Raw genomic sequence first — 21,945 nt, 5'->3', positions numbered from 1 at the left:
CCTCTCCATGGCTCGAACGAGTCGAGGTACTCTGTAGGCTGCTGTTGTCCCTTTGATCAGTTGGAATTCGAGATTCACTCCCATGGACAAGGTTTAGTCGAATCAGCTTCTGCGGTCGTGTCGACAAGCTGGTAATAGTGACAGTGCCCAGCGCTGAGGGATGGTGTAAAGTACCACGCAATATCGTGCTTAGCATCAGGGAAGAATGATGTATCACCATTACAAGCCACTTCGTAATTTTGTTGCCAAGCTAGATCGTACTGCAGCCCTTCTTCAAATATGTCGCTTTTATCAGAATATCCAATACGGGGAATCTATTCCTCTTCAATTTTCACGAATTCACCCAAATGGCAAGTGCTCTATCAAGGGTGTAGTATTTCCTTGGGAGCTTGATATCCTAGCACGTGAGGTGATCTTGAACTCTGGTGTGGGTGCTACAAAAAATCTCTTTGAACTGAGAGACTTTGTTTCCGCCATCGAGAAAATCAGGAAACTACAAGACCAACAGGTTCACGGCCGCCTTGAAAAGATGATCTTCCAAGAAATGCATCGGATCATTCAGCAACAGTTTCCCTGGCAGGCCCATACTGTCGAATTGCGGCTTGCTCGATACTTTAGGATTTACAGGGCGCCTGAGGTTGAAGCCCTTTTGGAGAAGGAGACTGGCCTAACTATTAAGAAATTCTATCTCTTGGGAATGGCGACAGCCGGTGCGTTCATCTCAAAAAATTCATATGATCTGAACACCGATTTTACACAACTCGGAATTACTGACCAGCAACGTGATTCATTTTTTAGTTTGATTGTAATGGATTTTCAGTCACTCCGAGAGCGCACCAAGTCAGTTCAAGAATATAATGAGAACTGGTCGTACACTATTAACCCCCTACAAAGCACACCTTTAGTTCGTGTTTTTCCAGAGGCCCCTAATATTGTTATTTGTCCGGTCCCTCATTTCATTTTGTCGAGAGTGTCGGAAGGCTTATTTTTTGACTTAGGACGGATTGAAGGGTTTGAGAACCCATACGGGGCGGCTGTTGAGCGATATGTTGGTGAAATAAGTGCAGAACTTATAACAACAGACAGTCTATCTATTCGAGCGGGAGAAGAGTATTTCGTTAAAAAAAATAAGAAGGATGGAGTGGACTGGTATGTGTACGATGAATCAGCGGCTATGCTGATTGAGTGTAAATCGAAGCGCCTTGGACTTCCGGCTCGTTACCAGCTAGAAGATGGCGCTCTAGAAAAAGAGGTTAACCACCTTGCAAAATTCGTCGTTCAAAACTATAAGAATTTGGCAGATGTAGTGAGTGAGTATACGCCATGGAAGCCAGAAGGTCGGAGACTCTATCCAGTCGTATTAACTCTCTCGAACTGGTATCTCTTCGGCCCATCCATCTTCCAGAAACTTGAAGACGCTATTCTTAATCTACTTGAGAAGGCTGGTCTTGAAAGGGGTATGGTAGAACAGTACCCATATACAATCATGTCGATTGAAGAGTATGAGATCGCAATCCAAGTCATAAGCCAGGTTGGCTTGGCGGAGTTTTTTGAAGAACGTGCAAAAAGCGAGCATAAAGGGTGGATGGTTTCGCCGTTCATGGATACCAAATACCCGGATGTTGTCGCTAAAGCTCGCTTTGATTATTTGCGATCTGAACTAGACTTCATAGTCGATGATATTGAACCTGCGGTTTGATTTATTCGGCTCTGCCTCGGCAGTGTGCGCGGGCGGTTATGGTTGTCCACTGTTGAGGTAACCATGTGGAGTTTTTGTCTACCCGTTGTTTTTGTAGCTTTCTTAGTGCTGCGTTTGCATTTGCCTTGGATCTCGTACCTGCACTGCTCCAAACTAATTTGAGAAACCAGCACTCATTTTGAGCTGAGCCCTGTCCTGTCGGCCGATCGCAGGGCTTGCCGAGCTCGAACGCTCACATCAGCACCACCAACTCAAACCGAGCCCAGCTTTATAGCTCGATGCTCACCATCTCCGGGGACCAGGTCAACGCAAGACCTGCTTCATCCCAGGAGATCAGTATGTCCAAGCAAACCCTGCCAACTCAAACAGCAGTTCTCGTAGGTGACCGTGAGCAAGGTACAGTGCTCGCCGCACTTCGCCACTACCAGGAGTTCCTCCGAAGCGGTGCGCCAGCAGTTCCCGGCCTGCTTGATATCGCAAGCAACGCCGGCCAGCTCACCCCCCTGTCGACACAAGAGATCGAACTGCTGTGCGAGAAAGTAAATTTCGGGTCGACCGTCAAGGAGCTCGAATCGTTCGTCGCCAACGCAAAGGCTAAGTGAAGGGGGCTGTATGCATCCGATCATTGAGGCCTCGCGGCTGATGCAGGGCGCGCAGATCACGCGGAAGGCAGCGGTACATGCCAATGGGGGGACCATCTTCCTCTGGGAGCTCTCAACCGGTGGCACCATTGAGACCATACGTTCAACGCATGGCTTCAGTTCAACCGTGCTTAAGGCCATCCCTTTCATCGATCGCGTCAACTACTACAGCGCCATGCGTGGCACAAAGGTGACTGGCAGCTACCAGTTGCAAGCTTAGAAACGCTCCATCCAACCCGGCCATGCGCCGGGTTTTTTCATGTGGATTTATAGCCGCATGAACGTCATCTCCCGAGGCAAGTTCAACGCCTTATGGCGACACAAGTGCCTTGGCGCACCTCACATGAATGGAGCAGGCGATGGCCACTCTCACCGCAGTTCAAGCACGGAAGAAAATCGAGGATCACCTGTTGAAAGGGGCGGGCATCTACGCCTACCACCCGAAGCTGGGATGTCGCTACTTCAAAGCACGTGTGTCAGGCGAAAACCTGGAGGTCTGGGACGGATTCAGTTGGTTCGAGGTACCTCGCGAGACGAAGTTCAACAACGGCCATGGATCCGCGGGTGACCTGTTCACTTTTTGATTTGCCAGCAAAAAACGCCTTTCAGGAGAAACACATGAACACCCGCACCCCTATCGCGAAAATGGGCAAGACCATCAATGCTGCCGAAGTCGAATTTAAAGTCGCCCGCAGTTTTTACAAAGTAGAAGTCCCTGCCGGTACCCGCTGCTGCTACCTCGCCGGCGGAACCAACGGAGGACGCTGGGTCGTTGACGACCTGTCTTTCCTCAATCCGAACTCTGCCGTGTACCACGATGCGGACCACTACGGGATTCCGGTTCCAGAAACCAACGTAATTGAGGATCCACGCCGGACGTGAGTCGGCTGGACTCTTGCGAGTTCTCCAACTCTGCATAACTGCTTCACCCGCCCTCGAACCTATTGGTTCGGGGGTTTTCTTATGCCACCGACTGTTCCCAGGAGCTGGGCGCCGTATGAAGTGCCCCTTCCTCCGCCAGCATCTCGGCGCCTTCGCGCTCGATCGCTCCCGCAGTAGATACCTCAGGCGTTAGCGGCAGCTGGCAATCACCGCACACCAGGTTGAACTGGTCGCCGCCGAGCACAGATTTGTTGCAGCCAGCACATGTGTATTTCGTTCTGGCCCAGACTTTTTTTTGCGCGCTTCGGCGGCCAGCACCAGCAGGCCCGGCCGCACGCGCCAGATTGATATTCAGCCCCTGATCGTGAAGCTCGCGGATGAGGAGGCTCAGGCCCCCGCCTTCGAGAAGGTAGTGCGACACCTTCTGCCCGATCACTTGGCCACCAGGCAGGCCGGTACTGGACGGCTGCAGACCGATCTCGACCATTTTCTCGGCCCAGACCTGGTCGTGGTAGGCCCGCCGCGGGGGCTGTCCGGAGTGCTGCCGGTACTGATGACAGGCTTGATGCGCCAGCGATTCGATCATCTTGCTGCTCGAAAGGTGCGCCCCAACGGCGATTTGGTCCAAGGCCGGGCAGAGCTCCCCGCTCGGAAGAGCGCCAGGCCGGTAATGGCCTTCAGACCCTTGGCGTGTCGAGAATCTGATTTCACAGCCAGGTAATGACCCGGAAAAGAAGCGCTCATTGATTGCCTGATAGGCGTGGTGCAGTTGCTGCAACGGGTGAGATGGCGGCTTTGCGGTATCCATAACTCTCTTTTAATACTCGCTGCGTATAGTCACGCGTTGTCGGTATTGCTAGTATATGGTCACACGTACACATAATTCTACCGTCACCATTTCTAAATCTGAGGTAACCGATGAAAAAGCTCGTTGTCGCTATCGCTCTCGCCAGTTGCTCGCTGGCTGCATTCGCCCAGGCCGAGTCGCCTGCACCCGAGGTTGCTCAGGCCCCTGCCGCAGCCACCGCTCCAGCAGCTGCGGCAGCGGCGCCAGCTGCTGACATCGAGATCATGACCGTGCTCAACACGCTCAAGGGCAAATACCCCTCCACCAACTTCACCAACGTAGAGCGGGCGCCGATCGATGGCCTCTACGAAATCACCATGGGCAAGAACATTGCCTACACCGATGCCTCAGGTCGCTACCTGTTGTTCGGCAGCGTTTACGACATGCAGACTCGCAAGGACCTGACGGCACCCAAGCGAGCTGCAGCTGAGAAAATCGACGTTTCGAAGTTTCCGCTGGCAGACGCGTTCACTCGCGTAAAGGGCAACGGCTCCCGCAAGCTCTATCTGTTCTCTGATCCTGACTGCCCGTACTGCAAGAAGCTGGAAACGGAGGTCCTCAGCAAGTTGGACAATGTCACCATTTACACCTTCATGTATCCGCTGGAGTCGCTGCACCCGCAGGCTCGCGCCAAATCTGAATCGGTCTGGTGTCTGCCTGAGGCTGGCCGTGCTGCTGCATGGGAATCCTTGGCGCAAGGCACCCAGCCGCCGGCGAAGAAATGCGATAACCCAATCGAGCGCAACATCGCGCTGGCCGAAAGCATTGGCTTCCAGGGTACTCCCGCCATGGTGAGCGAAGACGGTCGGAAGATGCCGGGGCTGGTATCGGCCGAGCGGCTCGACGCCTGGCTCAACGGCGGTTCCTGATCTCCCGCCAACAGTCTTCTCCACGTGGCCATCTCGATGGCCACGTTGGTTTCTGATCACCTGATCGTCATGAGCCCCGGGCTGGGCATTCTCATTGGAGTTGTGATGAAGCTACGCCGCTTATGCGCATCCGCTTTCCTTACCGCCCTCTACCTCGCGTCATCCACTGTTCATGCCGAAGAGCTCGGCAAGTACGGAAACACCTGGGAGATCCAGGAGCAGGATGCAATCGACATGATCCAAGGTCGGTTGAAAGCGATGGACAAGAAAGGCGAACTCGACAAGTTCTGGAACGACTACCGCGACAAGCAGTTGGCCGGAGCAGAAAACCCCAAGCCGGTACCCGGCATTGGGCCCGTCGTTGAGCCGCAGATCAGGATGTACGACCCGACCTACACGTACCCTGAGACCGTCAAAGATCATCTGGGTAACATCCTGGTGCCGGCGGGCACTCGCATCAACCCGCTGGACCACATCACCCTCAGCAAAGCGATCATCTTCATCGACGCTCGCGACCCGAAGCAGCTGCAGTACGCCAAGAAGCGCACCGATGAGCATCCCCGGGACAAAGTGATATTGGTCGCGGGTTCGTTCCTGAAGCTCAACCGGGAGTGGGGTCGCCCGGTCTACTTCGACCAGATGGGCATCCTCACGAAGAAGTTCGGGATCGAGCGCGTTCCCGCGGTCCTGACCCAAAAGGGCAGGGAACTCCAGATCGAGGAGTTGAAGCTATGAAGAAACTGCTTATGGCCCTGGGCTTTGTGGCAACGGCCCTGCTCAGTACGGTCAGCTCTGCCGATGAAGGCGTGTGCACCGGTAAATTCCCGAACCTGATTTCGGACGTCTGCTGGTCCTGCATGTTCCCCATCAAGCTTTTCGGTTCAACGGAGCTCATTTCCGATGGCCAGGAAGACTTCGACAGCGGGAACAAAAGCGCATTCTGCACGTGCGATAACCCGCCCAAGGTCGGCATTCCCACCTCGTTCTGGGAGTTCGACATGATGACCGACGTTACCACGGTGCCTGGATGCTTCCCCTTGCTCGGTGGGGTGAAAGTCAACGTAGGCGTCAACGCAGATGCATTCGGCTACATCTCTGACGATCAGAGCAGCGGCATCGGCAGCACCCGCGACTCGTTCATGCAGGTCAACTTCTATATCAACCCGGCCATGTATGTGATGGGAGCCATCCTGGACGACACGTGCATGGACAACCGCGGTATCGACGTGCCCTGGATGTCTTTCGCGGACCCAACCCACAACGATGACGAACTCGCCGGCATCCTGACCCCCTACGCGTTCCCCTTCGGGAGCATGCTGGCGATCGGGGCCATGTCAGCCGATGCCGTTGCCGCTGCTACAGGCTTCCCACTGTCCACGATCTTCTGGGCCGCCGGCTCCTACGGTCACATGTACCCGCTGACCGGTCGGAACGAGGCGCACCTGAGCATGGAGCAAACCGCCCGGCTGCAAACCACGCGAATCCTCGCGAAACTCCATGCCGCGGGTACCCAGTGGGCGGCAATGGGAGGTGACGCAATGTGCGGCTACTACCCGCAGATCATCATGGACAAGCGGCAGTACAAGCTGACTCGCCTCTACCCCAAGCCTGAGACCGCAAAAATCGCAGGCAAGTGCTGCTCTCCAATCGGGCGGTCGACAATTCTGACCGAATCGAACACTGAGTTCCCTCTCCCAGGATACAAGGACTTTGGCTATGGCATTTTCCGTAAACGCGACTGCTGCGGCGGCGCTACTCTTAGCAACTAGTTTCTTCGCCGTGCCTGCCGTGTCCCAGCAGCTGGAAATGCCTTCCAACGAAGCTATCCAGAAGATCATGCAGGAGCAGGCGGCATCTCGAAGTGCCGCTCTGAACGGGAAGATCGATCCGGTGAAGCCGGGCACGTTCAAGGCCACGGTACCGGTCATCGACGCCCCAGCGCCCACCAAGACCGAGTCGCTTGACGACGTCATTGCGCGATTCAACGCCGCAAAACAAGGTGCAAAGGGTGGCCACGGCGCGAACGACTTCATCATCTTCGTGTCGTTCTCGATGCCCAAAGACAGGCTTGAGCGGCTGGCGCAACAAGCCCGCGAAACCGGTGCTGTCATGGTCGTGAGAGGGTTCAAGAATGGCTCCCAGATGCAGACCAAACAGGCTGCGCTGGAGGTGAACAAGGCCGGTGTGCCGTGGGAGATCAATCCCAATCTGTTCAAGGCCTTCAAAGTGGAATCGGTACCAACGTTCGTCGTGGCGTCTGCAGAAGCAGAGTCCGTTCTGGACGATGGCTGCTCACCAGATGCCACCTTCACGTCGATCACCGGCGACATCAGCGCAATGTTGGCCCTGGATACCATCCGCCTCCGTGCGCAGCCTGAGATCGCAAAGCTTGCCGAGGCCAGGTTGCAGAAGATCTACAAACAACAAGCCCCTGGCACCGTCCACTGATCACGATCGAGCCCGGCATCGCGCCGGGCTTCTGGTGAAACTATGCAAACTGAACTGACCACCATTGCTTGGGAGCCTGGCTTCCAACTGAACCTGAGCTCCTGGGCTGATTTGGAGATTGCGAAGCGTCGTGGAGAAAGCCCAGGCGAACTATCAGCATGCGCTTTGAATTCCTGCATCTTCTACCTAGGCGCCTATGTCATGACTCGCGACCTGGTCGCACACGTCGAAAAGGGCATCACCTGGAACGCGCAGGTTTATGAGGCATGGAACTACGGCCGCTGCGACGAAATTCACAGAATCTGCCGAGGGCTTTCACCGTCAGACGCCGACGCCCTGTTGCATGCCAGTGGGTATGCAGACGTTAGCCTGGATGAGCTCAGCGACGCCTCGGACGAAGCAGTCCAAGAGGCATGGGACGCGCTGTACGGCGAATAATAAAAAACCCGGCCTCAGGTGAGGCCGGGTGCTGTGAAACGTTAATCGGCTTGCGCCAAGCGCCCAGACCCGAATGCCACACGGCGGGCCACTGCATCCCATTCCTGTTCAGTAACCAGCATGCTGGTGCGAGCCTTCTCGTGACCGTTCACCGTCTGGCGATACCGCAAGCGCACATGACCAGGCGTGACGCTGGGATACCCTTCGAGCTCATACACGTTACGGAAACCGTCAACATCGATGTTGCTGGCGGTGTAGATCTGCGAAAAGAACATCCTGAAATAACCGGCCTTGGCCAGCATCACAGCAATCTCAACGATCAGTTTCAACCGCATGCAGCACGCGTTGATGAACAGAGCGAGCTCAAGCGACAGAGCTTGAGCTTTGCGTTTGCAAACATCGGTGTCGATAGTCAGTTTCATGGTCATTCTCCCGGGGTGAGTGGCTAAGCCTTGCGTTCGCCTAGTACCCGGTAATGCACATCACGCGACTACAAATCTGATTACCCCTGTGCGGACTCCTCACCGCCAAGGGCCTCCATGAGTGCGGGCACGAGCTTTGAAAGCACGCCGGCGTAAGTCACGAACATCGCGCCAAAGGCAGCTTCTTCATCCTCCTCATCGGGAATTTCTTTGTTCACGCTCTCCAAGAAAACAATGCGCTTGAGGGTCGACTTGTCGGTCAGGACGAAGGACACCTCTTCATTGAATGTCATGGCCAGCCGTACGGGCCGTCGACCTTCCAGCAGGTGCTGTCGGATCTCTTCGCGCTCCAGGCTGATCGAGGCGTAGCCGACCTTGGATTTTTCAAGGTCCAGCCCCTGCAGGTTGACCTCGCGGTCGACCGTGAATTCGTCGGGAGATTCGTTATTCATCAACCAGGTGGCCATCGCAGAGGAGGGGTCCATCGAGGTTCGAATCAGTGATGCGGGTATATCGATGGCATCATGGATTTGAGTGACGACATCATCGGCTTTCGCCGGTGAGCCACAGTCAATGCCGATCAGCCCCGCCGCAGTATCGATCCACACCTTCTCCGTGCTCTGTGACTCGAATGCCCTGGGCAGAAGTTCGATAAACGCTTCCTCCTTCATCGCCTTCAGCTGGTCCCGGCTGGGCTTGTAGCCCTTCTCGGAGAGCATCTTGGCCGCCTTCTTTGCCACGTGGCGCTGCAACACCGGCTCTGGGACTTTCTTTTCTTCAAAGCACAGATTCAGCAGGATCTGCTTCTGCACCTCCAGCACAAGCCCACCGCCCACACGGGGCTCAACCCACCCCTGGGTTTTGGTGACGCTACCCGAACAGGGGGTGAAAGCCCTTTTTTCCAGCCGTTTCGCAAGGTCGGCCGTAGACAAGCGCCAGGGCTCAGTAATCCGGTAGAGGTGAAGGTTCGAAAACATGTGCAAGTCACTCCTGGCCGGCTTGCCACCAGCACGATTTGGTGCGCCAAAAAAGAAACATGTACGCATAATACTGGCAGATTTATTATCATGCACACATCTATCCTGCCAGTGGAAAAACCATGTCTGAATTCGCCCAGGTTGAGCAACGCCTTCTTCAACTCCGTGTAGAGGTCGCTGGACACATGGATGCTTACCACCGACTCGATGCCCCGACGATTCCTGACGGAGAATTCAACCTCCTGTTTCGTGAACTGGAGCAACTGGAAGCAGCGTATCCAGATCTGGCTACCGCCGACTCACCAACGCAGCGGGTCGGTGGTCGGGTTCTGGAGGAGTTCGTCCAAGCACAGCACGATGTGCCAATGCTTTCGCTCAAAGACGCCATGAACGAGGAAGAGGCCCGGGCATTTGCAAGCTCTGTGGTGGATGAGCTGTCACAGCCGGCGGATATCGAGTTCACCGCTGAACTGAAGTACGACGGCTTAGCGCTTTCGGCTCGATACTTGGCTGGCGTCCTGGTTCGCGCAGTCACCCGCGGGGATGGTACGACCGGGGAGGATGTAACGGCACAGGCCAAAACTATCCTGAACTTGCCCCTGACCCTACCTGCGGCCATTGATCTGGAGGTTCGTGGCGAAGTTGTCATGCTCAATAGCGATTTTGAGATCGTGAATGAGCGCCTCAAGAGCCAGGACTTGAAGACCCTTGCCAACCCCCGCAACGGCGCCGCCGGCAGTATGCGCCAGCTGGACCCCAAGGTGACTGCCTCCAGGAGGCTGTCCTTCTACGCGTATGGAGCCCAGGAGCTCGATGGCACGCCTGCGTTCAAGGCAACCAAACAGTGGAAGATCATTGAGGGCTTGCTGGAGCTCGGATTCAGCATTGCCCCGGAAACGACCGTGGTCCGCGGCTGGGATGGCATCAAAGGGTTCTACGATGAGGTGGGTGCGAATCGCACCAACCTCCCAGTAGCCATCGACGGCGTCGTATTCAAGGTCAACTCCCTCGCCGACCAGAAAAGCCTCGGCTGGAACAATCGCACCCCCCGCTTCGCCATTGCGTTCAAGTATCCGGCAGAAGAGGCCGTGTCCGTCGTCGAAGACATCGTGGTGCAGATCGGCCGAACTGGGCCTGCAACCCCTGTGGCGAAGCTTAAGCCTGTGCGAGTCGGAGGTGTAGTGGTGTCCAGCGCCACTCTCCATAACGCTGATCAAATTGAGGCCAAGGGCATCAAGGTCGGTAGCACTGTTATCGTTCGCCGAGCGGGGGATGTGGTACCGGAGATCGTTCGGACAGTGCCCTCGATCGGCGATGAGTCCCTCACCCGCTATGTGATGCCGACAAAGTGCCCGTCATGCGATAGCCCCCTCGTTCGCCTGCAGGGCGCCGTCGAGCTGTATTGCCCAGGTGGCATCAAATGCCCAGCACAGAAGCAGGGCAAGCTCGCTCACTTCGGCTCTCGGCTGGGAATGAACATCGACAACCTGGGCGACAAGTCGGTCTCTACTCTGATCGCCGCAGGCCTGATCAGCATGCCTTCCGACTTGTACAGCCTGAACGACAAGGTAGTCGCACCGCTCCCGGGGTTTGGGACGGTCTCCGCGAAGAACCTGATCGCGGGCATTGAGGGCTCGAAGGCTCCCGAACTCCCGCGGTTCATTTTCTCACTGGGAATCGAGGGTGTAGGCGAAGCGACCAGCAAAGCGCTGGCGGCGCAGTTCGGGTCCTGGTCAGCATTCCGCTCAGCGACATTCTCACAACTGCTGGCCACCGAGGATGTCGGCGACGGTACCGCGACCAACATCACCCGGTTCTTCGAGGATTCGACACTCGGTGCTGAGGCGGATCGTCTGGCCACGATCACTACACCCAACGACTTCGCTGCCATCGGCGGGGCCTCGCTGAAAGGGAAGGTCGTCGTCCTCACCGGCACTTTTCCAACACTTAGCAGAGAGGCTGCCAAAGCCCTGGTCGAGGGAGCAGGGGGGAAGGTCTCCAGCAAGGTTTCAAGCAAAACCAGCTTCGTCGTTGCCGGCGAAGCAGCAGGCTCGAAACTCGAAGCCGCCAAGGACCTGGACATCGATGTGTGGGATGAAGCCCGGCTATTGGCCGCCGCCGCGGGCTGAGTATTACAGGCCGGCGTGAAGCATCACAGAGCATTAAGATTTCATCTGGAGAACCAGAAAATGTCGGTAATTGATGGTCCATACAAGCGCGATGCCAACGGTGTCGCCTATCAAGTCGACTTCGAATACGTGCAACAAAATGTCTCGCTCGACTGGTTCTTCGAGCACATGCTCGGTGCGAAAGCAAGACCATCGGCAGGCGCGATTCGGTACAACATCTGTCCAAACCCTGACTGTGGAGCTTCGTCCCTCCACTCGGTGAAGATCAGTGTGAAAAATGGCGGTTGGCTATGTTATTCGTGCGGTGAGCAAGGTGATGTTGTCGCAGCGGCAGCTTACTACTGGGGTAAAACCCATCGGGAAGCTGGCCTCGAACTCATGGGCGCCGACGTGGAGCTGCTTAAGCACTACATTCCGCCCAAGCCCATGGACGCGATTCAGCGTGATGACAGTGCTCTTGCACTGGTATTGCAACGAGTCGCCGAAGCTTGCACATATCCGTCGAAAGAAGCCCTGAAATACTTTGCTGGCCGCGGTATATCCGAGGATGTAGCCAGAGAAGCTTGCAACAGAGGCATCCTGATCACCATCCCGAACAGTCCGATGGAAGCCAAGGGGTTCTTGACTGAAGTCGCAGGGCAGGAACTGATGGTTAAAGCTGGCCTGTGGAACCCCGAAAAGAAGGCGCCAGCCTGTGCATTTCGACCACTGTGGTTTCGGTCGCAATCGCACTGTGCTGCTGAGTTCAGGCTCATGCGTGAACCCAAGGAAGGGGAGAAGAAGGCCATGCGGTATGGCGGAAAATCTCCTTGGATCTGGGAAGGCTCTGAGAGTGAATTCATGATCGTCGAAGGTCCGATCGACATGTTGTCAGCCGTCGAAATGGGCTCTAAAAGGACGATCTTCGCGTTACCTGGTTGCGAGAACTGGGAGCCTGAATGGTTCACCATGATGGCCAAGAAGAACGTGCTTCAAGCGCTGGATCCGGATAAACCAGGATTCAAGGCTGCAGAGAACCTCAAGCCTGTGCTAGAGGCTCTCGAAGCCAACCTTGGCACCTTCAATCCACCCAACAGGGTCGGCGACTTAAACGAGCAGCTCAAGCACATGCGAGGGCTCTTAAATTAACCCCCCAAAACCCGGCTCAGGCCGGGTTTTTTTATACCTGCGCATTAGGTGGTGATGCAATGGATCGATCGGTAGGACTACGCCCGTTGAGACATCCGCTACGCTGAGATCAACCTGCACACCTTTAGCTTATCGGAGCCCTCCCATGCACGAAGAGCCGTTCGTTTTGAGTTCGATGGATCGAGCTCGTGACTGGGTCGACTTATGCAGCCGCGGAGCAGAGCTGCCAAAGGAAAAGGTGGCAGCGATGCTCGCAAGTTTGTGTGGCTTCGGCAGCTGGGACATCATGAGTTACGCAATTGAAGCTCTCCCTCCCTCATTGGTCGACGAGAAGGTCCCTTCGGAGGTTGTTCAAAGCAGACTTAAGCATCATCTGCAGGTACTGACTGGGGCGCATCAACTCGATCCTCCTCTCGCGATCTTTATCTTAAGCATGGTCAACCCCACCTCGGGAAAGCCGCTCAAGGCTTTCTCCAAGTCAGATGAGTTCGCTGTCAGCACTGACCAGAGAGTGGCATTTGAAGCTTTCGTCAATGAGCTACATGAGGATGACGAACCCAAGTTTTTCGCAGCACCAGGTAACCCCGAACATTTCGAGCTGCAATGTGAACCTAACCGGACACACTTGGCGCTTACTCTTTGCGGTGACACCGAGCCGTTACTTTGGTGCCAGGTCTTTGATGCCCTCGGCTGGGAGTATGAGCTCGCAGATGACGATATCCCGGATATCGACGAGCCATCCTTTGAGATTTACGACGACATTCTCGGTGAGGTGCCGGTCTACATTACGCCACTGTCTCGACCACCCGCGACGCAAGGTGAACCGATAGACCGTGCCCTGCGCCTGCAAAGAGCAGCATGCTTGGGAGATTATCTATCCCAGGATTTTCCTGGTGAAGCTGCTCTGATGTTGATGCGCTGGCCAGTCATGAAGGAGATTGATGGGCACATCTACTGCCATGCGGGCAGCGTCTACCTATCTGAACTGGGCGAGTGGCAAGACCTACTATTCAACCTCCGATGCACAAGCGTATCCGAGCTTCTGAAGCTCAATAATCTCGTTGAAGACATCCATCAGGGGCACCCTGCGCTAGAAGACCATGGTGGGGATTTCTGCACCCTGCTCAGTATCTGTCTCTCCGGTCATAGCGTGGATGATTTTGAGGGTGGGATAGTCCCAATGATACGCCAACAAAATGAAGAAACGGGTTGGTTCATGCAGCGGGTAGACGAGGACGAATAGCCCTAGGAGCGAACGCACTTCAAAAATCATAATTTCATACTCAACACGTACACATACGATACGTGCAGTGATAAAGTCTGCTTCACTGTTAGTGGAGCTCTCCCTTGGATCGTCGATCATTCCTGCACTTTGCCCTCGGCTTGGCGGCTTCATCAGCGCCGCTGCTTTCAAGCGCCAGCACCTTCTGGGATCAGCCCAGACGCCTCTGGCTGAAGCGTGAGATCAAGCCCGGGCAATGGGAGGAAGTCGACAAGGTCTATTACCAGAACGGCCGACTCGATTGGTCCGGCTATGACCCCGTGTGCCGGCTGATGCGCGATGTACACACCGGCAAAGCTGTGCAGATGAGCCCTGTGCTCCTGGACATCGTCGCTGGAATTCAAGGTTGGTTCAAAATTCACGGGATAACGAAGCCCATCATCGTGCTTTCAGGGTATCGCGAAGAGTCGACCAACAAGAAGGTGGGCGGCAAAAAGCACTCTGCGCACCTAAGAGGTGGCGCCTGCGACCTCACAGTGCCAGGCGTCCCAGTAGAATACCTTCGACGACTAGCCCTATACCTTGAGGGCGGCGGCGTGGGCGTATATCCAGGCCGAAATTTCATTCACGTGGACGACGGAAATTTGAGGGTCTGGCGGGCGTAGCGCCAGGCTCTCGCTCGATTGAGAGCCTAGCTGCCACTGAGCATGGTTAGAACATGCTGGACCAGGAGATCTGGTTGACGAGGGGCTTGTGGGGGAGCAGGGCCAGGTCCACGGCCCTCAGTGCTGGGTTACGGCCGGTGAGGTACCAGCAATCATTTTGCTGACTTAGCATGTAACGATCACTCAGACGCTCAAGAGCCGAACGATAGGCCTCTGTGACATTGCCACCGGATGCGAGTGCCAGCAGGTCGGCCGATCGAATGCCAGGCTGCCCCCATGCTACCCGAGCAAGATCGTACCCTTCATCACCGGCCAGGATGAAGATCTCATCCGCAACCGCCTCTGGCACTGGGTCGATCATGAAAGGGAACTCCACAGGGAACACGTACCAGCGACGCCAGAACTCGTAGTGGATCCGCAGGCGGATGACGTCCTTTCGAGCGCCAAGCACCTCACAGCACTTATCAAATGCCCAGTCGCCAAGGGTAGGCCCGAACACCCATTGCGCCGCAGTCACATACACATCGGTCGGTAGCTTCTTCGCGAACAAGGCCTCGACGTTGGCCTTGATGATGCGAAACGCGAGACGCGTAACGCCGTCCTCGAAATCCTCTTCATCGAGCCGGCGCAGCTCATCCTTCTTCAGTTTTCGTCTTTGCGCTCCAAGGTTCGATAGATTATTGAGTGCGGCGAGCCCAAGTTCTTCAGCAAAAGGATATGACTCGACCACAGTTTCGTCAGTCCCCAGAAAATCCACTTGAGCGTCGTCTGAAGCGCCATCAAGATCGAAGGCGTCAAGATCTTCGAAAAGATTGGCGCTATCAAAGCTCTCAAGCCAGTTACGAACATCGCCAGGATCAGAAAGACCGCCAGAATCGTCAGATAGAAGCTCAGATCCGAAGACATCGTTTTCTTCCTCGTTGCCCAGGGGCATATCAGTGAATTCGTTCATTGGCACCACCCTTAAACCGGAACTGTCTGCGTGAATTGGTCTGCGCCGGCCATGCGGACATGTTGGCGCCTGGCCGGCCGTCTGATGTCGGCCGCAGTGGCGACTCTCGTTTCGCCCGGGGCGACCACACTCGCCCAGGTCACCTGGTGCTCACCGGAAACAATCGCGTAGTCGGTGGGGCTCATCGACAAGAGTTTTTGCATCACATCCGCTGTGCCCTGGACTTGCTCAGAGTCCTTAGGCAGCAGCTGGGAATAGACCTGTGCCGCCGATTCGGATTGGGGTTTGAACAGAACCAGGTTACGAGCTCGACTCAGGCAGGCCTCGCGCAGATCCAGTGACTCACGCCCAAGATCGTCGAGCGAACCAGCTGCAACCCATACGCTCAACACCGGTTCTGTCTCCGGCGAGAGCAGCTGCTCGATGCTCGGGTCATTGCAACCACCTGGATCGGTGAACACAGCCAGCGCGGTGGGTGCACCAGGCTCACCGATCGACCGCAGGACAGCATCCGCCAAGTTCGAGATCACGATGCGGCGAAGATTGGACGCAGCCTGGCCTCGGCCGATGTATGGAATTGCGAGATACACGATCTTCCGTGTTTCCAGCGCCTCGTGCAGCACGACGTCAGGCTGGTAGCTGTTAAACACTTCACCCGCTCTACCGGCGCCGAGCATGCACATGCTCCCAGCGAGGCCCGAGAAGCGTCCTTTCAGCTTTCCCGCACAGATGTCGCCATCAACACCCTTAAAGGTCTTGCAGGCCTGCTGCAGGGCTCCCAGCTGCACCGAACGAGGGTATGCAGTGGCCATGTGGTCCACCAGCGCTGAGATAGCGTCAGGCTTCATCACGAACATACCCAGATCAAGATACGAGTAGGGCAGGCCTGCGAGCTGCAGCGAGGACACAATCGCTCGAACAAGTGCAGCGGTTGAGGTTGAATCGTGACCTGCCGTCGCATCCTGATCCGCGAGGAAATTCAAGACATGGCTCGCGACCTTGGTAGGGGCAGTGTGCAGCACCGGGTTGTAGGTATGGCTCAACGCGGGACTACCTGGATTAACGATGAGCAAGTCAGCTCCCCGGCCAACGGCAGTGCTGGCGCCGATCATCGTTCCCAAAAGTGATTCATCGATCGATGCGCCAACCACGAAGACCGCAGCGCCGGAGGCAATTCGTCCTTGAATCACCTCCCTGATCAGTTGCCCCTGACCCACGGTATTCTCATCGAGGACAAGGGTATGCCCGGGCATCCCATGATCGCCCTTGGGTTCTAAGTTATTCATCTCTCAGCTGCTCCTGTTGTTTCTTCCGCCCACCCGTGGGCAGCCCGCTGCCACCGAGGTACTTGTCACTATTCTTGAAGAAGTCCGCGCCCTTAACGGACGGCCTGCGGAAATGGTTGATTCGAATAGGGCCGATTTCTTTCTGCAGTTTTCTGTCGATGCTGATCATCGGCACCCGGACATTGAAGATCTGGTCTCCGCCGTACTGGATGATGCATTCACCCTTGCCGAGCGCTTTGAGGTCATCCGGCGAAACCTTGTATTCCTCCTGCTCACGCTCACCGACCGATATGCCGGCGGCAGCACCGGTGCCTCCCTCTGGCGCCACATTGAGAAGAGGGGTGCTACTGCTTTCGTTCTGCGTGCCGCTCAATGACTTTGTGATACCGATTTTCATGCCGATGAGGTCTGCACACTCAACGGCCGTGGCCTGGGTCCCGATCTTGAAAAAGATCTTGGTCCAGGTGTTACCGATGACCATTTCTTTGAAGTCAGGGGAAACCACATCCAGGTTGGCCAGTGTCTGGGCTGCGGGGAACAGTGCCATCTGTGCGCTGCGCCCCTGTTCAAAGGGACGTGCAAGCGACTGAACGGCGTAACTGCCCAGCTCATCCATGAAATTGAAGTGCGGGGGGTTAGGCCGATCCTCTTCAGGCAGCGCCTGAATCCACGAGATAGCCGTACGCAGGTCGCCCAGGAACATCTTGCCGAAGTTGGAGGCTGCTTCGTTTTTACCCATCGTCGGGAGAGCGACGTAGATGATCTTCTTCGCCCGGATTGCTTCGAACAGGTCGATCTCCGGGGCGTAGGTGTTCATCACATCGCCGAATTTGCCCGTGCCGAACAAGTACATCCGGCCGGCAAGGCCGCCGAACGTTTCCTTCATCCGCTTGATGTCGACCACGTTCTCCATGCCCGGCTTCCCGCCGATCTTGTACTGCTCAAGGAACAGGGAGAAGTTCTTGGTGGCCGGGTTGTGAGGCTGAGTCTTCTTGAGCAGTGTCTCCAGTTCCTCGATCGCTTTGTGGTTCATCAAGAGGATCGTGAAGTCAATGAAGTTGTAAGCGAGGCCAGCAGCTTGCATTGCCGCTACGAGGGTGGTGATGCCTTGGTTAGCCGACTGTTTGTAGTGGTCGGCGCCAGGGTTGTTCTCGGTAGAGGGAATGATGGATAGGATGCGGGCTGCGATCTCATCAGGGTCACCCCGGAGGATGGGGTTGTAGGAGTTGCTGAGCGATGGATTACCCGGATTCAGAATCAGCAGGTCCTGCTCGCGGCCTGCCCAGACGCAGTACTGGTAGATCGTTTGAATATCGTCCGCATTCATCTTGCCGTCGATGAACGTCAGACCGCCGCCTCGCTGGATCTGCTGGAACATCATCAGCTTGCCCAGAACGGTCTTACCGACACCGGACTGACCCAGGATAAATCCATGTCGCATGAAGTCTTCATCAGGGACACGGACAGGTTGGCCTGTGTCAGTGGTGAAGCCAAGCAGCAAGCCATCCCCGTGCGCCAGATCGGTAGCCGAGCGGATATTGATCTTCGACTCAAGGAGGAGCTGGTTCTTCCAGAAATCAAAGACACGGTTGCCCACGTACGCCGCACCCACAGCGCCCATGGCGAGGGGCAGGGTGGCCGGCACAGAGCTGAAGAAAGGCGATGTCAGAAGTCCACCAGCACCGATCGAACTAAGTGCCAGGGTGTCTTTAAAGCCACCGATTTTCGAGCGAAGTATTTGATCCATACTCATGGAGGTGAGCCTTTAGCTACGCACAAAAAAACCCGAGCACCATGAGGCGCCCGGGTTGTGGGGGTTAGAGGAACACGCCAGACCCGGAGGCCTGCGCATTGTCTTTCTCTGCCGCGGGTAAGCGCAGCAGCGGCGATTGCAAAAGCGTTTGGATTTCCATCTGCGACAGGAGCGTGTCCTGCTCAATGGTGGTCCGAACGCCTGGCACGTCTTTTACGGCCTGCCCGGTTTGAGCAATCTGATCCAGCTGATCCTTGTACTTCTGGTACCGAGATTTCTCTGGCGGCTGCGTTGATGATTGCTGTTGGGCTTCTGATTGAGCCGTCCCGCTTGCACTTGTGGTGCCTCCAGTTGATTCGCTTACCTGACCATGCTGGGCTTCCTCGCGGAGACCCTCGACATACTTGGTGTCATCGAATTTGCCAGTGAAGACATCGGCACTGAAGCCGAGCAAAGAAAGGCATTTTGAGGTCGCGTCTGTGAGACTTTTCTTGGCGTGATCCTCATCACTAGTGATGATTCCGTAGGAATCTCGCGTGATGTAGGTGGTAGCGCCGAACTGCTTCACTGAACCGCGGAATCCCTGTTGCAGGTACCACAGTTCGACGTACACCTTGTGAATGACTTCTTTACCAACGACCTGGCCATCCACCACGAACGGTTTCCCGTCCACGTACGCTTCACTGATCAACTCGACACCCCAGCCAAGGCCAAAAGGCCCGAAAACCTCAGTAGCACGCTTGATCTGATAGATGGGCGCGATCGCGGTCCCCTGGAAACCACCCTTGTTGAAGGACTTGGTCTCATCAGGATTGGTCTTCTCAACCTTGTTCCACACCTGCAGGCCAATAGAAGCCGCGGCCTGGCCCTGGCTGGTCCAAAGCGATTCGCCGTTGGCCGAGCTCTGGTGGGTTGCTGCGTCTGTTCTGGTTTGCATTTTTGACTCCTACGACTCTGCAAAGAGGGAATACCTAATGCAGGGGTATGAAGCACAGCTGCTGATAAGGTGGTGGGGCTAGACCGCGAAATCGCCAAAAGCGTTTGCAATACGTAACACGTCGCTATATTTTAGGCGCCACAAGAGGACAGTTTCAACAAAAAGCCAACTATCTGTATTATCGCTACGTGTTATTTTGCACAACAAACCCACGAGTATCCTATGAACATCTTGAACAGAGCCATTCTGCTTGCGTCGCTTGCGCTCTCAGCAAGCACCGCGGGTGCCGTTGATGTGCGACAGGTAGTGGTTCCAGACAGCTACGGCGTTGCTATTGAGCCCGCGCATGCAGGGCACGCACTTGTTGAATCCATTCGCGACACCCAGCAGAAAGCTGAATCTCCGGTCTGGACGGTGACTGAGCCAGCCAGGCCTCGCGCCCTGATGCCGGCAGAAGAGGCTCTGCTCGATGCAGAAGATGCAAAGATCGCCGAGGAGGCCCGTCACACGCGGACCACGCTCTATTTTGACTTCGACAAGACCATGCCTATGGGCTGGTGGCCGCTGACCAACGTCATCGCTGACGCTCTTCGCGTCGGCAGCACCATTACCCTAATCGGTTATGCGGATGAAGTGGGCGAGGCGATTTACAACCAGCGCCTGTCGGAGAACCGGGCCATCCAAGTTGCGCGTTTCTTGATCCGACAAGGCGTCAAGAAAAAAGACATTAAGGTTTACGGTCGGGGTAAGCGCGACCCTGTGTCGAATTCCGACAGCTCGATGAATCGTCGAGTCGAGGTCGACATTGTTAAAGCCGCGGGGAAACCTCTGTGAAAGAGATCGATATCCCACGCTACGTTGACAGCCAGACGCAATTGCTTTTCTGGGAAATCGATGAGGCTGCGATTTTCATTGGCTGCCTGGGCGCAGGAATCGCACTGGGGGGCTGGGCAACCATCGCTTCCCTCGCCGGCGGCTGGTATGCAGTGAAGCGGTTTAAGCGGTTCAAGAGCGGTGCACTGGACGGCGTTCTGCATCACCTCTGCTACGAGGCAGGCGTCATGGGGCTGAACAAACACTACGACGACTCTTCGAAGCGCGACTACTTCTACTAAAGCTTTCGAACGACTTTATCAGTACGCGTTATGTATTCGATAGCGCTTAGAGGCGGCAATGAAGATCAAAAAAATGCAGAACACGATGGAAGGGCTGAAAAGTCTCAGAAACTTCCAGACCTTGTCGATCGCATGCCTTTCGGTAGCGGTCCTGCTGCTCTCCTTCAATCAGATGGGGCAGCACGAAACAACACGCTTGGTGCCGCCGAACCTGGACAAGGCGGTGAAAGTGGGTTGGAACAACGCGGACGACGAGTACATCAAGTCCTTTGGCCTCTATGCCTCGACCCTGATGGGCAACGTCACGCCCAAGAACGTGAACTTCATCGCCGACTCTGTAAGCGCCTTCGTTGATCCGAAGATCTACGCAGACGTTCGCAAGAAGATGTTCGTGCTGGCCAATGATCCCGTGTTCGCAACGAACGCCGGCTCCGTTTCCTGGAACGCCACTGACATCAGCTATGAGAAGGCATCGAAGAAGGTGTTCATTCTCGGTTCGATGGAATCACGCAGCGCATCCGGCAAGCCTAAACAGGACTACCAGGTGGTCGAGTACGTCATCGAGATGCGTGCGGGCCGCCCCTGGATCACCGGCATGGACCACTACCCAGGCAGCAACCCCAAAACACTCAAGTGGCTTCAGTCTCACCCGCCTAAGCCAGCAGAACCAACCAAGGAGGCGCTTCAGTGAAACGCTCAGCCATTGCTCTAGTCGTGCTGGCCACCATCCATGCATCCATCTCATGGGCTGATGGGATGGCGGAAGTAAAATTGCCGCCTGTTCCTACGGCAGCAAAACGAGTCAAACCTGTCGAAGCGCAGCCTCTGCCTGGCTTGGGCGTTATGCCTGGTGCGGAATCTGATTCGCGCACCCAGGTAGTACGCGTGAGCTCGGACCGGAACGAAGTTATTTACGTTTCGAACATCTTGCCGAACCGGATTTCCACTCCATTCGCATCGCCTAAATCGGTTGACCAACAACCTGATGACTTAGATATCAGCCAGATTGGCCAATCGCTTTATGCGACGATGAAAACCAAGGATAAGCCTGTCGCACTCTACGTGACGGGATCTAATCCCAATGACCCGGTTATATCGTTGACCCTGATTCCGAAGGAGCTTCCACAGCAGACCATTACGCTGCAGTTGGACAAGCCAATGGCAGAAACTGGTGGTCATGCGTCCGAAAATCATGCGCCCGACAGCAACAACTACACCGATACAATTCGTTACGTGTTGCGAGAAGCAGCTCTCGGCAAAACCCCTGAAGGCTTCAGTGAAGGTCTGTTGCCGGCGTCGGCCGCGAACATTGGCAACGTAATTGCCTATCCAAAAGTTCGTTACTCTGGCCCAGAGTACGATATTTATCGTTACAGACTGCAAGGAACGTCCAAAACCGACGTCGATCTTGATGAAGGAACGTTCTACAGCGATGGCGTCCGCGCTGTGTCTTTCTTCCCGACAGCCACCCTACGTGCCGGCATGACCACTGATGTGTTCATCGTCTCTGATAAGTCGGCAACGGGGAATTAAGA

At 55.6% G+C, this 21,945-nt stretch carries 25 protein-coding genes; 18 read left to right on the top strand and 7 right to left on the bottom strand.

Annotated elements, in window-relative coordinates; all coding sequences use genetic code 11:
• Window positions 1-208: 208 nt before the first annotated feature.
• The 5 genes from MF6396_RS21095 (at window position 209) to MF6396_RS21075 (ending at window position 3,222) form a co-directional block, all read left to right on the top strand.
• On the top strand, window positions 209-1,699 hold the full coding sequence (locus tag MF6396_RS21095; RefSeq protein ID WP_153046105.1) for a hypothetical protein: 1,491 nt from the start codon (window positions 209-211) through the stop codon (window positions 1,697-1,699).
• A gap of 338 nt (window positions 1,700-2,037) precedes the next feature.
• Window positions 2,038-2,301, top strand: a complete 264-nt coding sequence (locus MF6396_RS21090; protein WP_061305565.1) for a hypothetical protein — start codon at window positions 2,038-2,040, stop codon at window positions 2,299-2,301.
• Window positions 2,302-2,311: 10 nt separating this feature from the next.
• On the top strand, window positions 2,312-2,560 hold the full coding sequence (locus MF6396_RS21085; protein WP_061305567.1) for a hypothetical protein: 249 nt from the start codon (window positions 2,312-2,314) through the stop codon (window positions 2,558-2,560).
• A 139-nt stretch (window positions 2,561-2,699) separates the two neighbouring features.
• Window positions 2,700-2,924 (top strand): hypothetical protein, encoded by a 225-nt coding sequence (locus MF6396_RS21080; RefSeq protein WP_078481483.1) that lies wholly within the window; start codon window positions 2,700-2,702, stop codon window positions 2,922-2,924.
• 34 nt (window positions 2,925-2,958) lie between these two features.
• A complete protein-coding gene (locus MF6396_RS21075) occupies window positions 2,959-3,222 on the top strand; it encodes a hypothetical protein (RefSeq protein ID WP_023383768.1) in 264 nt (87 codons plus the stop codon).
• Window positions 3,223-3,301: 79 nt separating this feature from the next.
• Here the strand turns inward: MF6396_RS21075 and MF6396_RS21070 are convergent, their stop codons facing one another.
• Window positions 3,302-4,030, bottom strand: coding sequence for a hypothetical protein (locus MF6396_RS21070; protein ID WP_064492198.1), 729 nt, complete (start codon window positions 4,028-4,030; stop codon window positions 3,302-3,304).
• Between the two features lie 110 nt (window positions 4,031-4,140).
• Between MF6396_RS21070 and MF6396_RS21065 the strand changes: the two genes are divergently transcribed.
• From MF6396_RS21065 to MF6396_RS21045, 5 genes are read left to right on the top strand one after another with little or no spacing between them, the layout of a single operon-like run.
• Window positions 4,141-4,938, top strand: a complete 798-nt coding sequence (locus MF6396_RS21065) for a DsbC family protein (protein ID WP_023383770.1) — start codon at window positions 4,141-4,143, stop codon at window positions 4,936-4,938.
• Between the two features lie 36 nt (window positions 4,939-4,974).
• Entirely contained in the window at window positions 4,975-5,673 is a 699-nt protein-coding gene (traW, locus tag MF6396_RS21060; RefSeq protein ID WP_023383771.1) for a type-F conjugative transfer system protein TraW, read from the top strand.
• Window positions 5,670-6,707, top strand: coding sequence for a TraU family protein (locus MF6396_RS21055; RefSeq protein ID WP_023383772.1), 1,038 nt, complete (start codon window positions 5,670-5,672; stop codon window positions 6,705-6,707). The genes traW and MF6396_RS21055 overlap by 4 nt, the downstream gene beginning before the upstream one ends.
• The gene (trbC, locus tag MF6396_RS21050) at window positions 6,655-7,386 is read left to right on the top strand and encodes a type-F conjugative transfer system pilin assembly protein TrbC (protein WP_224459419.1); all 732 of its coding nucleotides are present in this window, start codon (window positions 6,655-6,657) and stop codon (window positions 7,384-7,386) included. The genes MF6396_RS21055 and trbC overlap by 53 nt, the downstream gene beginning before the upstream one ends.
• Before the next feature lie 42 nt (window positions 7,387-7,428).
• The gene (locus MF6396_RS21045) at window positions 7,429-7,824 is read left to right on the top strand and encodes a hypothetical protein (protein WP_061305704.1); all 396 of its coding nucleotides are present in this window, start codon (window positions 7,429-7,431) and stop codon (window positions 7,822-7,824) included.
• 41 nt (window positions 7,825-7,865) lie between these two features.
• Here the strand turns inward: MF6396_RS21045 and MF6396_RS21040 are convergent, their stop codons facing one another.
• Window positions 7,866-8,246 (bottom strand): hypothetical protein, encoded by a 381-nt coding sequence (locus MF6396_RS21040; RefSeq protein WP_061305702.1) that lies wholly within the window; start codon window positions 8,244-8,246, stop codon window positions 7,866-7,868.
• Between the two features lie 80 nt (window positions 8,247-8,326).
• Window positions 8,327-9,223, bottom strand: a complete 897-nt coding sequence (locus tag MF6396_RS21035; RefSeq protein WP_064492197.1) for a recombination-associated protein RdgC — start codon at window positions 9,221-9,223, stop codon at window positions 8,327-8,329.
• Between the two features lie 122 nt (window positions 9,224-9,345).
• On the opposite strand from MF6396_RS21035, the gene ligA reads away from it, so the two are divergent.
• The 4 genes from ligA (at window position 9,346) to MF6396_RS21015 (ending at window position 14,367) form a co-directional block, all read left to right on the top strand.
• Window positions 9,346-11,352 carry an NAD-dependent DNA ligase LigA gene (ligA, locus tag MF6396_RS21030; RefSeq protein WP_064492196.1) on the top strand — a complete coding sequence of 669 codons (2,007 nt, stop codon included), beginning with the start codon at window positions 9,346-9,348 and terminating at the stop codon, window positions 11,350-11,352.
• 60 nt (window positions 11,353-11,412) lie between these two features.
• Complete coding sequence (locus MF6396_RS21025) at window positions 11,413-12,480, top strand: toprim domain-containing protein (RefSeq protein WP_064492195.1); 1,068 nt, start codon at window positions 11,413-11,415, stop codon at window positions 12,478-12,480.
• 145 nt (window positions 12,481-12,625) lie between these two features.
• On the top strand, window positions 12,626-13,723 hold the full coding sequence (locus MF6396_RS21020) for a hypothetical protein (protein WP_061305180.1): 1,098 nt from the start codon (window positions 12,626-12,628) through the stop codon (window positions 13,721-13,723).
• A 104-nt stretch (window positions 13,724-13,827) separates the two neighbouring features.
• Window positions 13,828-14,367 (top strand): YcbK family protein, encoded by a 540-nt coding sequence (locus MF6396_RS21015; protein ID WP_061305182.1) that lies wholly within the window; start codon window positions 13,828-13,830, stop codon window positions 14,365-14,367.
• A 46-nt stretch (window positions 14,368-14,413) separates the two neighbouring features.
• Here MF6396_RS21015 and MF6396_RS21010 read toward each other — a convergent pair whose 3' ends face one another.
• The 4 genes from MF6396_RS21010 to MF6396_RS20995 form a co-directional block, all read right to left on the bottom strand.
• The gene (locus tag MF6396_RS21010; protein ID WP_064492193.1) at window positions 14,414-15,319 is read right to left on the bottom strand and encodes a hypothetical protein; all 906 of its coding nucleotides are present in this window, start codon (window positions 15,317-15,319) and stop codon (window positions 14,414-14,416) included.
• Between the two features lie 11 nt (window positions 15,320-15,330).
• A complete protein-coding gene (locus MF6396_RS21005; RefSeq protein ID WP_064492192.1) occupies window positions 15,331-16,605 on the bottom strand; it encodes a hypothetical protein in 1,275 nt (424 codons plus the stop codon).
• A complete protein-coding gene (locus MF6396_RS21000) occupies window positions 16,598-18,358 on the bottom strand; it encodes a type IV secretory system conjugative DNA transfer family protein (protein WP_064492191.1) in 1,761 nt (586 codons plus the stop codon). Before MF6396_RS21000 ends, MF6396_RS21005 begins: the two co-directional genes overlap by 8 nt.
• 64 nt (window positions 18,359-18,422) lie before the next feature.
• Window positions 18,423-19,295 carry a hypothetical protein gene (locus tag MF6396_RS20995; RefSeq protein ID WP_064492190.1) on the bottom strand — a complete coding sequence of 291 codons (873 nt, stop codon included), beginning with the start codon at window positions 19,293-19,295 and terminating at the stop codon, window positions 18,423-18,425.
• A gap of 222 nt (window positions 19,296-19,517) precedes the next feature.
• Between MF6396_RS20995 and MF6396_RS20990 the strand changes: the two genes are divergently transcribed.
• Genes MF6396_RS20990 through MF6396_RS20975 form a run of 4 tightly spaced genes read left to right on the top strand, consistent with a single transcriptional unit; the run spans window position 19,518 to window position 21,943 of the window.
• Window positions 19,518-20,129 (top strand): OmpA family protein, encoded by a 612-nt coding sequence (locus MF6396_RS20990; RefSeq protein ID WP_061305186.1) that lies wholly within the window; start codon window positions 19,518-19,520, stop codon window positions 20,127-20,129.
• Entirely contained in the window at window positions 20,126-20,410 is a 285-nt protein-coding gene (traL, locus tag MF6396_RS20985; RefSeq protein ID WP_020190089.1) for a type IV conjugative transfer system protein TraL, read from the top strand. The genes MF6396_RS20990 and traL overlap by 4 nt, the downstream gene beginning before the upstream one ends.
• Window positions 20,411-20,468: 58 nt before the next feature.
• Entirely contained in the window at window positions 20,469-21,101 is a 633-nt protein-coding gene (locus MF6396_RS20980) for a TraE/TraK family type IV conjugative transfer system protein (protein WP_020190090.1), read from the top strand.
• Complete coding sequence (locus MF6396_RS20975) at window positions 21,098-21,943, top strand: TraK domain-containing protein (protein WP_061305183.1); 846 nt, start codon at window positions 21,098-21,100, stop codon at window positions 21,941-21,943. Before MF6396_RS20980 ends, MF6396_RS20975 begins: the two co-directional genes overlap by 4 nt.
• Window positions 21,944-21,945 lie beyond the last annotated feature (2 nt).

This window comes from Pseudomonas sp. MF6396, from assembly GCF_002018915.1.
Taxonomy (GTDB): domain Bacteria; phylum Pseudomonadota; class Gammaproteobacteria; order Pseudomonadales; family Pseudomonadaceae; genus Aquipseudomonas; species Aquipseudomonas palmensis.
This window is presented reverse-complemented; position numbering and strand designations above follow the sequence as displayed.

Excerpts from the sequence above, each read along its gene's own strand:
- MF6396_RS21010 (WP_064492193.1), bottom strand. The coding sequence starts at position 15,319 with ATGAACGAATTCACTGATATGCCCCTGGGCAACGAGGAAGAAAACGAT.
- MF6396_RS20980 (WP_020190090.1), top strand. The coding sequence starts at position 20,469 with ATGAAGATCAAAAAAATGCAGAACACGATGGAAGGGCTGAAAAGTCTC.
- MF6396_RS21035 (WP_064492197.1), bottom strand. The coding sequence starts at position 9,223 with ATGTTTTCGAACCTTCACCTCTACCGGATTACTGAGCCCTGGCGCTTG.
- MF6396_RS21080 (WP_078481483.1), top strand. The coding sequence starts at position 2,700 with ATGGCCACTCTCACCGCAGTTCAAGCACGGAAGAAAATCGAGGATCAC.
- MF6396_RS21075 (WP_023383768.1), top strand. The coding sequence starts at position 2,959 with ATGAACACCCGCACCCCTATCGCGAAAATGGGCAAGACCATCAATGCT.
- traW (WP_023383771.1), top strand. The coding sequence starts at position 4,975 with ATGGCCACGTTGGTTTCTGATCACCTGATCGTCATGAGCCCCGGGCTG.
- MF6396_RS21040 (WP_061305702.1), bottom strand. The coding sequence starts at position 8,246 with ATGAAACTGACTATCGACACCGATGTTTGCAAACGCAAAGCTCAAGCT.
- MF6396_RS21025 (WP_064492195.1), top strand. The coding sequence starts at position 11,413 with ATGTCGGTAATTGATGGTCCATACAAGCGCGATGCCAACGGTGTCGCC.
- MF6396_RS21055 (WP_023383772.1), top strand. The coding sequence starts at position 5,670 with ATGAAGAAACTGCTTATGGCCCTGGGCTTTGTGGCAACGGCCCTGCTC.
- MF6396_RS21095 (WP_153046105.1), top strand. The coding sequence starts at position 209 with ATGTATCACCATTACAAGCCACTTCGTAATTTTGTTGCCAAGCTAGAT.
- MF6396_RS21000 (WP_064492191.1), bottom strand. The coding sequence starts at position 18,358 with ATGAGTATGGATCAAATACTTCGCTCGAAAATCGGTGGCTTTAAAGAC.
- MF6396_RS20995 (WP_064492190.1), bottom strand. The coding sequence starts at position 19,295 with ATGCAAACCAGAACAGACGCAGCAACCCACCAGAGCTCGGCCAACGGC.
- MF6396_RS21020 (WP_061305180.1), top strand. The coding sequence starts at position 12,626 with ATGCACGAAGAGCCGTTCGTTTTGAGTTCGATGGATCGAGCTCGTGAC.
- MF6396_RS21065 (WP_023383770.1), top strand. The coding sequence starts at position 4,141 with ATGAAAAAGCTCGTTGTCGCTATCGCTCTCGCCAGTTGCTCGCTGGCT.
- MF6396_RS20990 (WP_061305186.1), top strand. The coding sequence starts at position 19,518 with ATGAACATCTTGAACAGAGCCATTCTGCTTGCGTCGCTTGCGCTCTCA.
- trbC (WP_224459419.1), top strand. The coding sequence starts at position 6,655 with ATGGCATTTTCCGTAAACGCGACTGCTGCGGCGGCGCTACTCTTAGCA.
- MF6396_RS21045 (WP_061305704.1), top strand. The coding sequence starts at position 7,429 with ATGCAAACTGAACTGACCACCATTGCTTGGGAGCCTGGCTTCCAACTG.
- MF6396_RS21085 (WP_061305567.1), top strand. The coding sequence starts at position 2,312 with ATGCATCCGATCATTGAGGCCTCGCGGCTGATGCAGGGCGCGCAGATC.
- MF6396_RS21090 (WP_061305565.1), top strand. The coding sequence starts at position 2,038 with ATGTCCAAGCAAACCCTGCCAACTCAAACAGCAGTTCTCGTAGGTGAC.
- MF6396_RS21005 (WP_064492192.1), bottom strand. The coding sequence starts at position 16,605 with ATGAATAACTTAGAACCCAAGGGCGATCATGGGATGCCCGGGCATACC.
- MF6396_RS21070 (WP_064492198.1), bottom strand. The coding sequence starts at position 4,030 with ATGGATACCGCAAAGCCGCCATCTCACCCGTTGCAGCAACTGCACCAC.
- ligA (WP_064492196.1), top strand. The coding sequence starts at position 9,346 with ATGTCTGAATTCGCCCAGGTTGAGCAACGCCTTCTTCAACTCCGTGTA.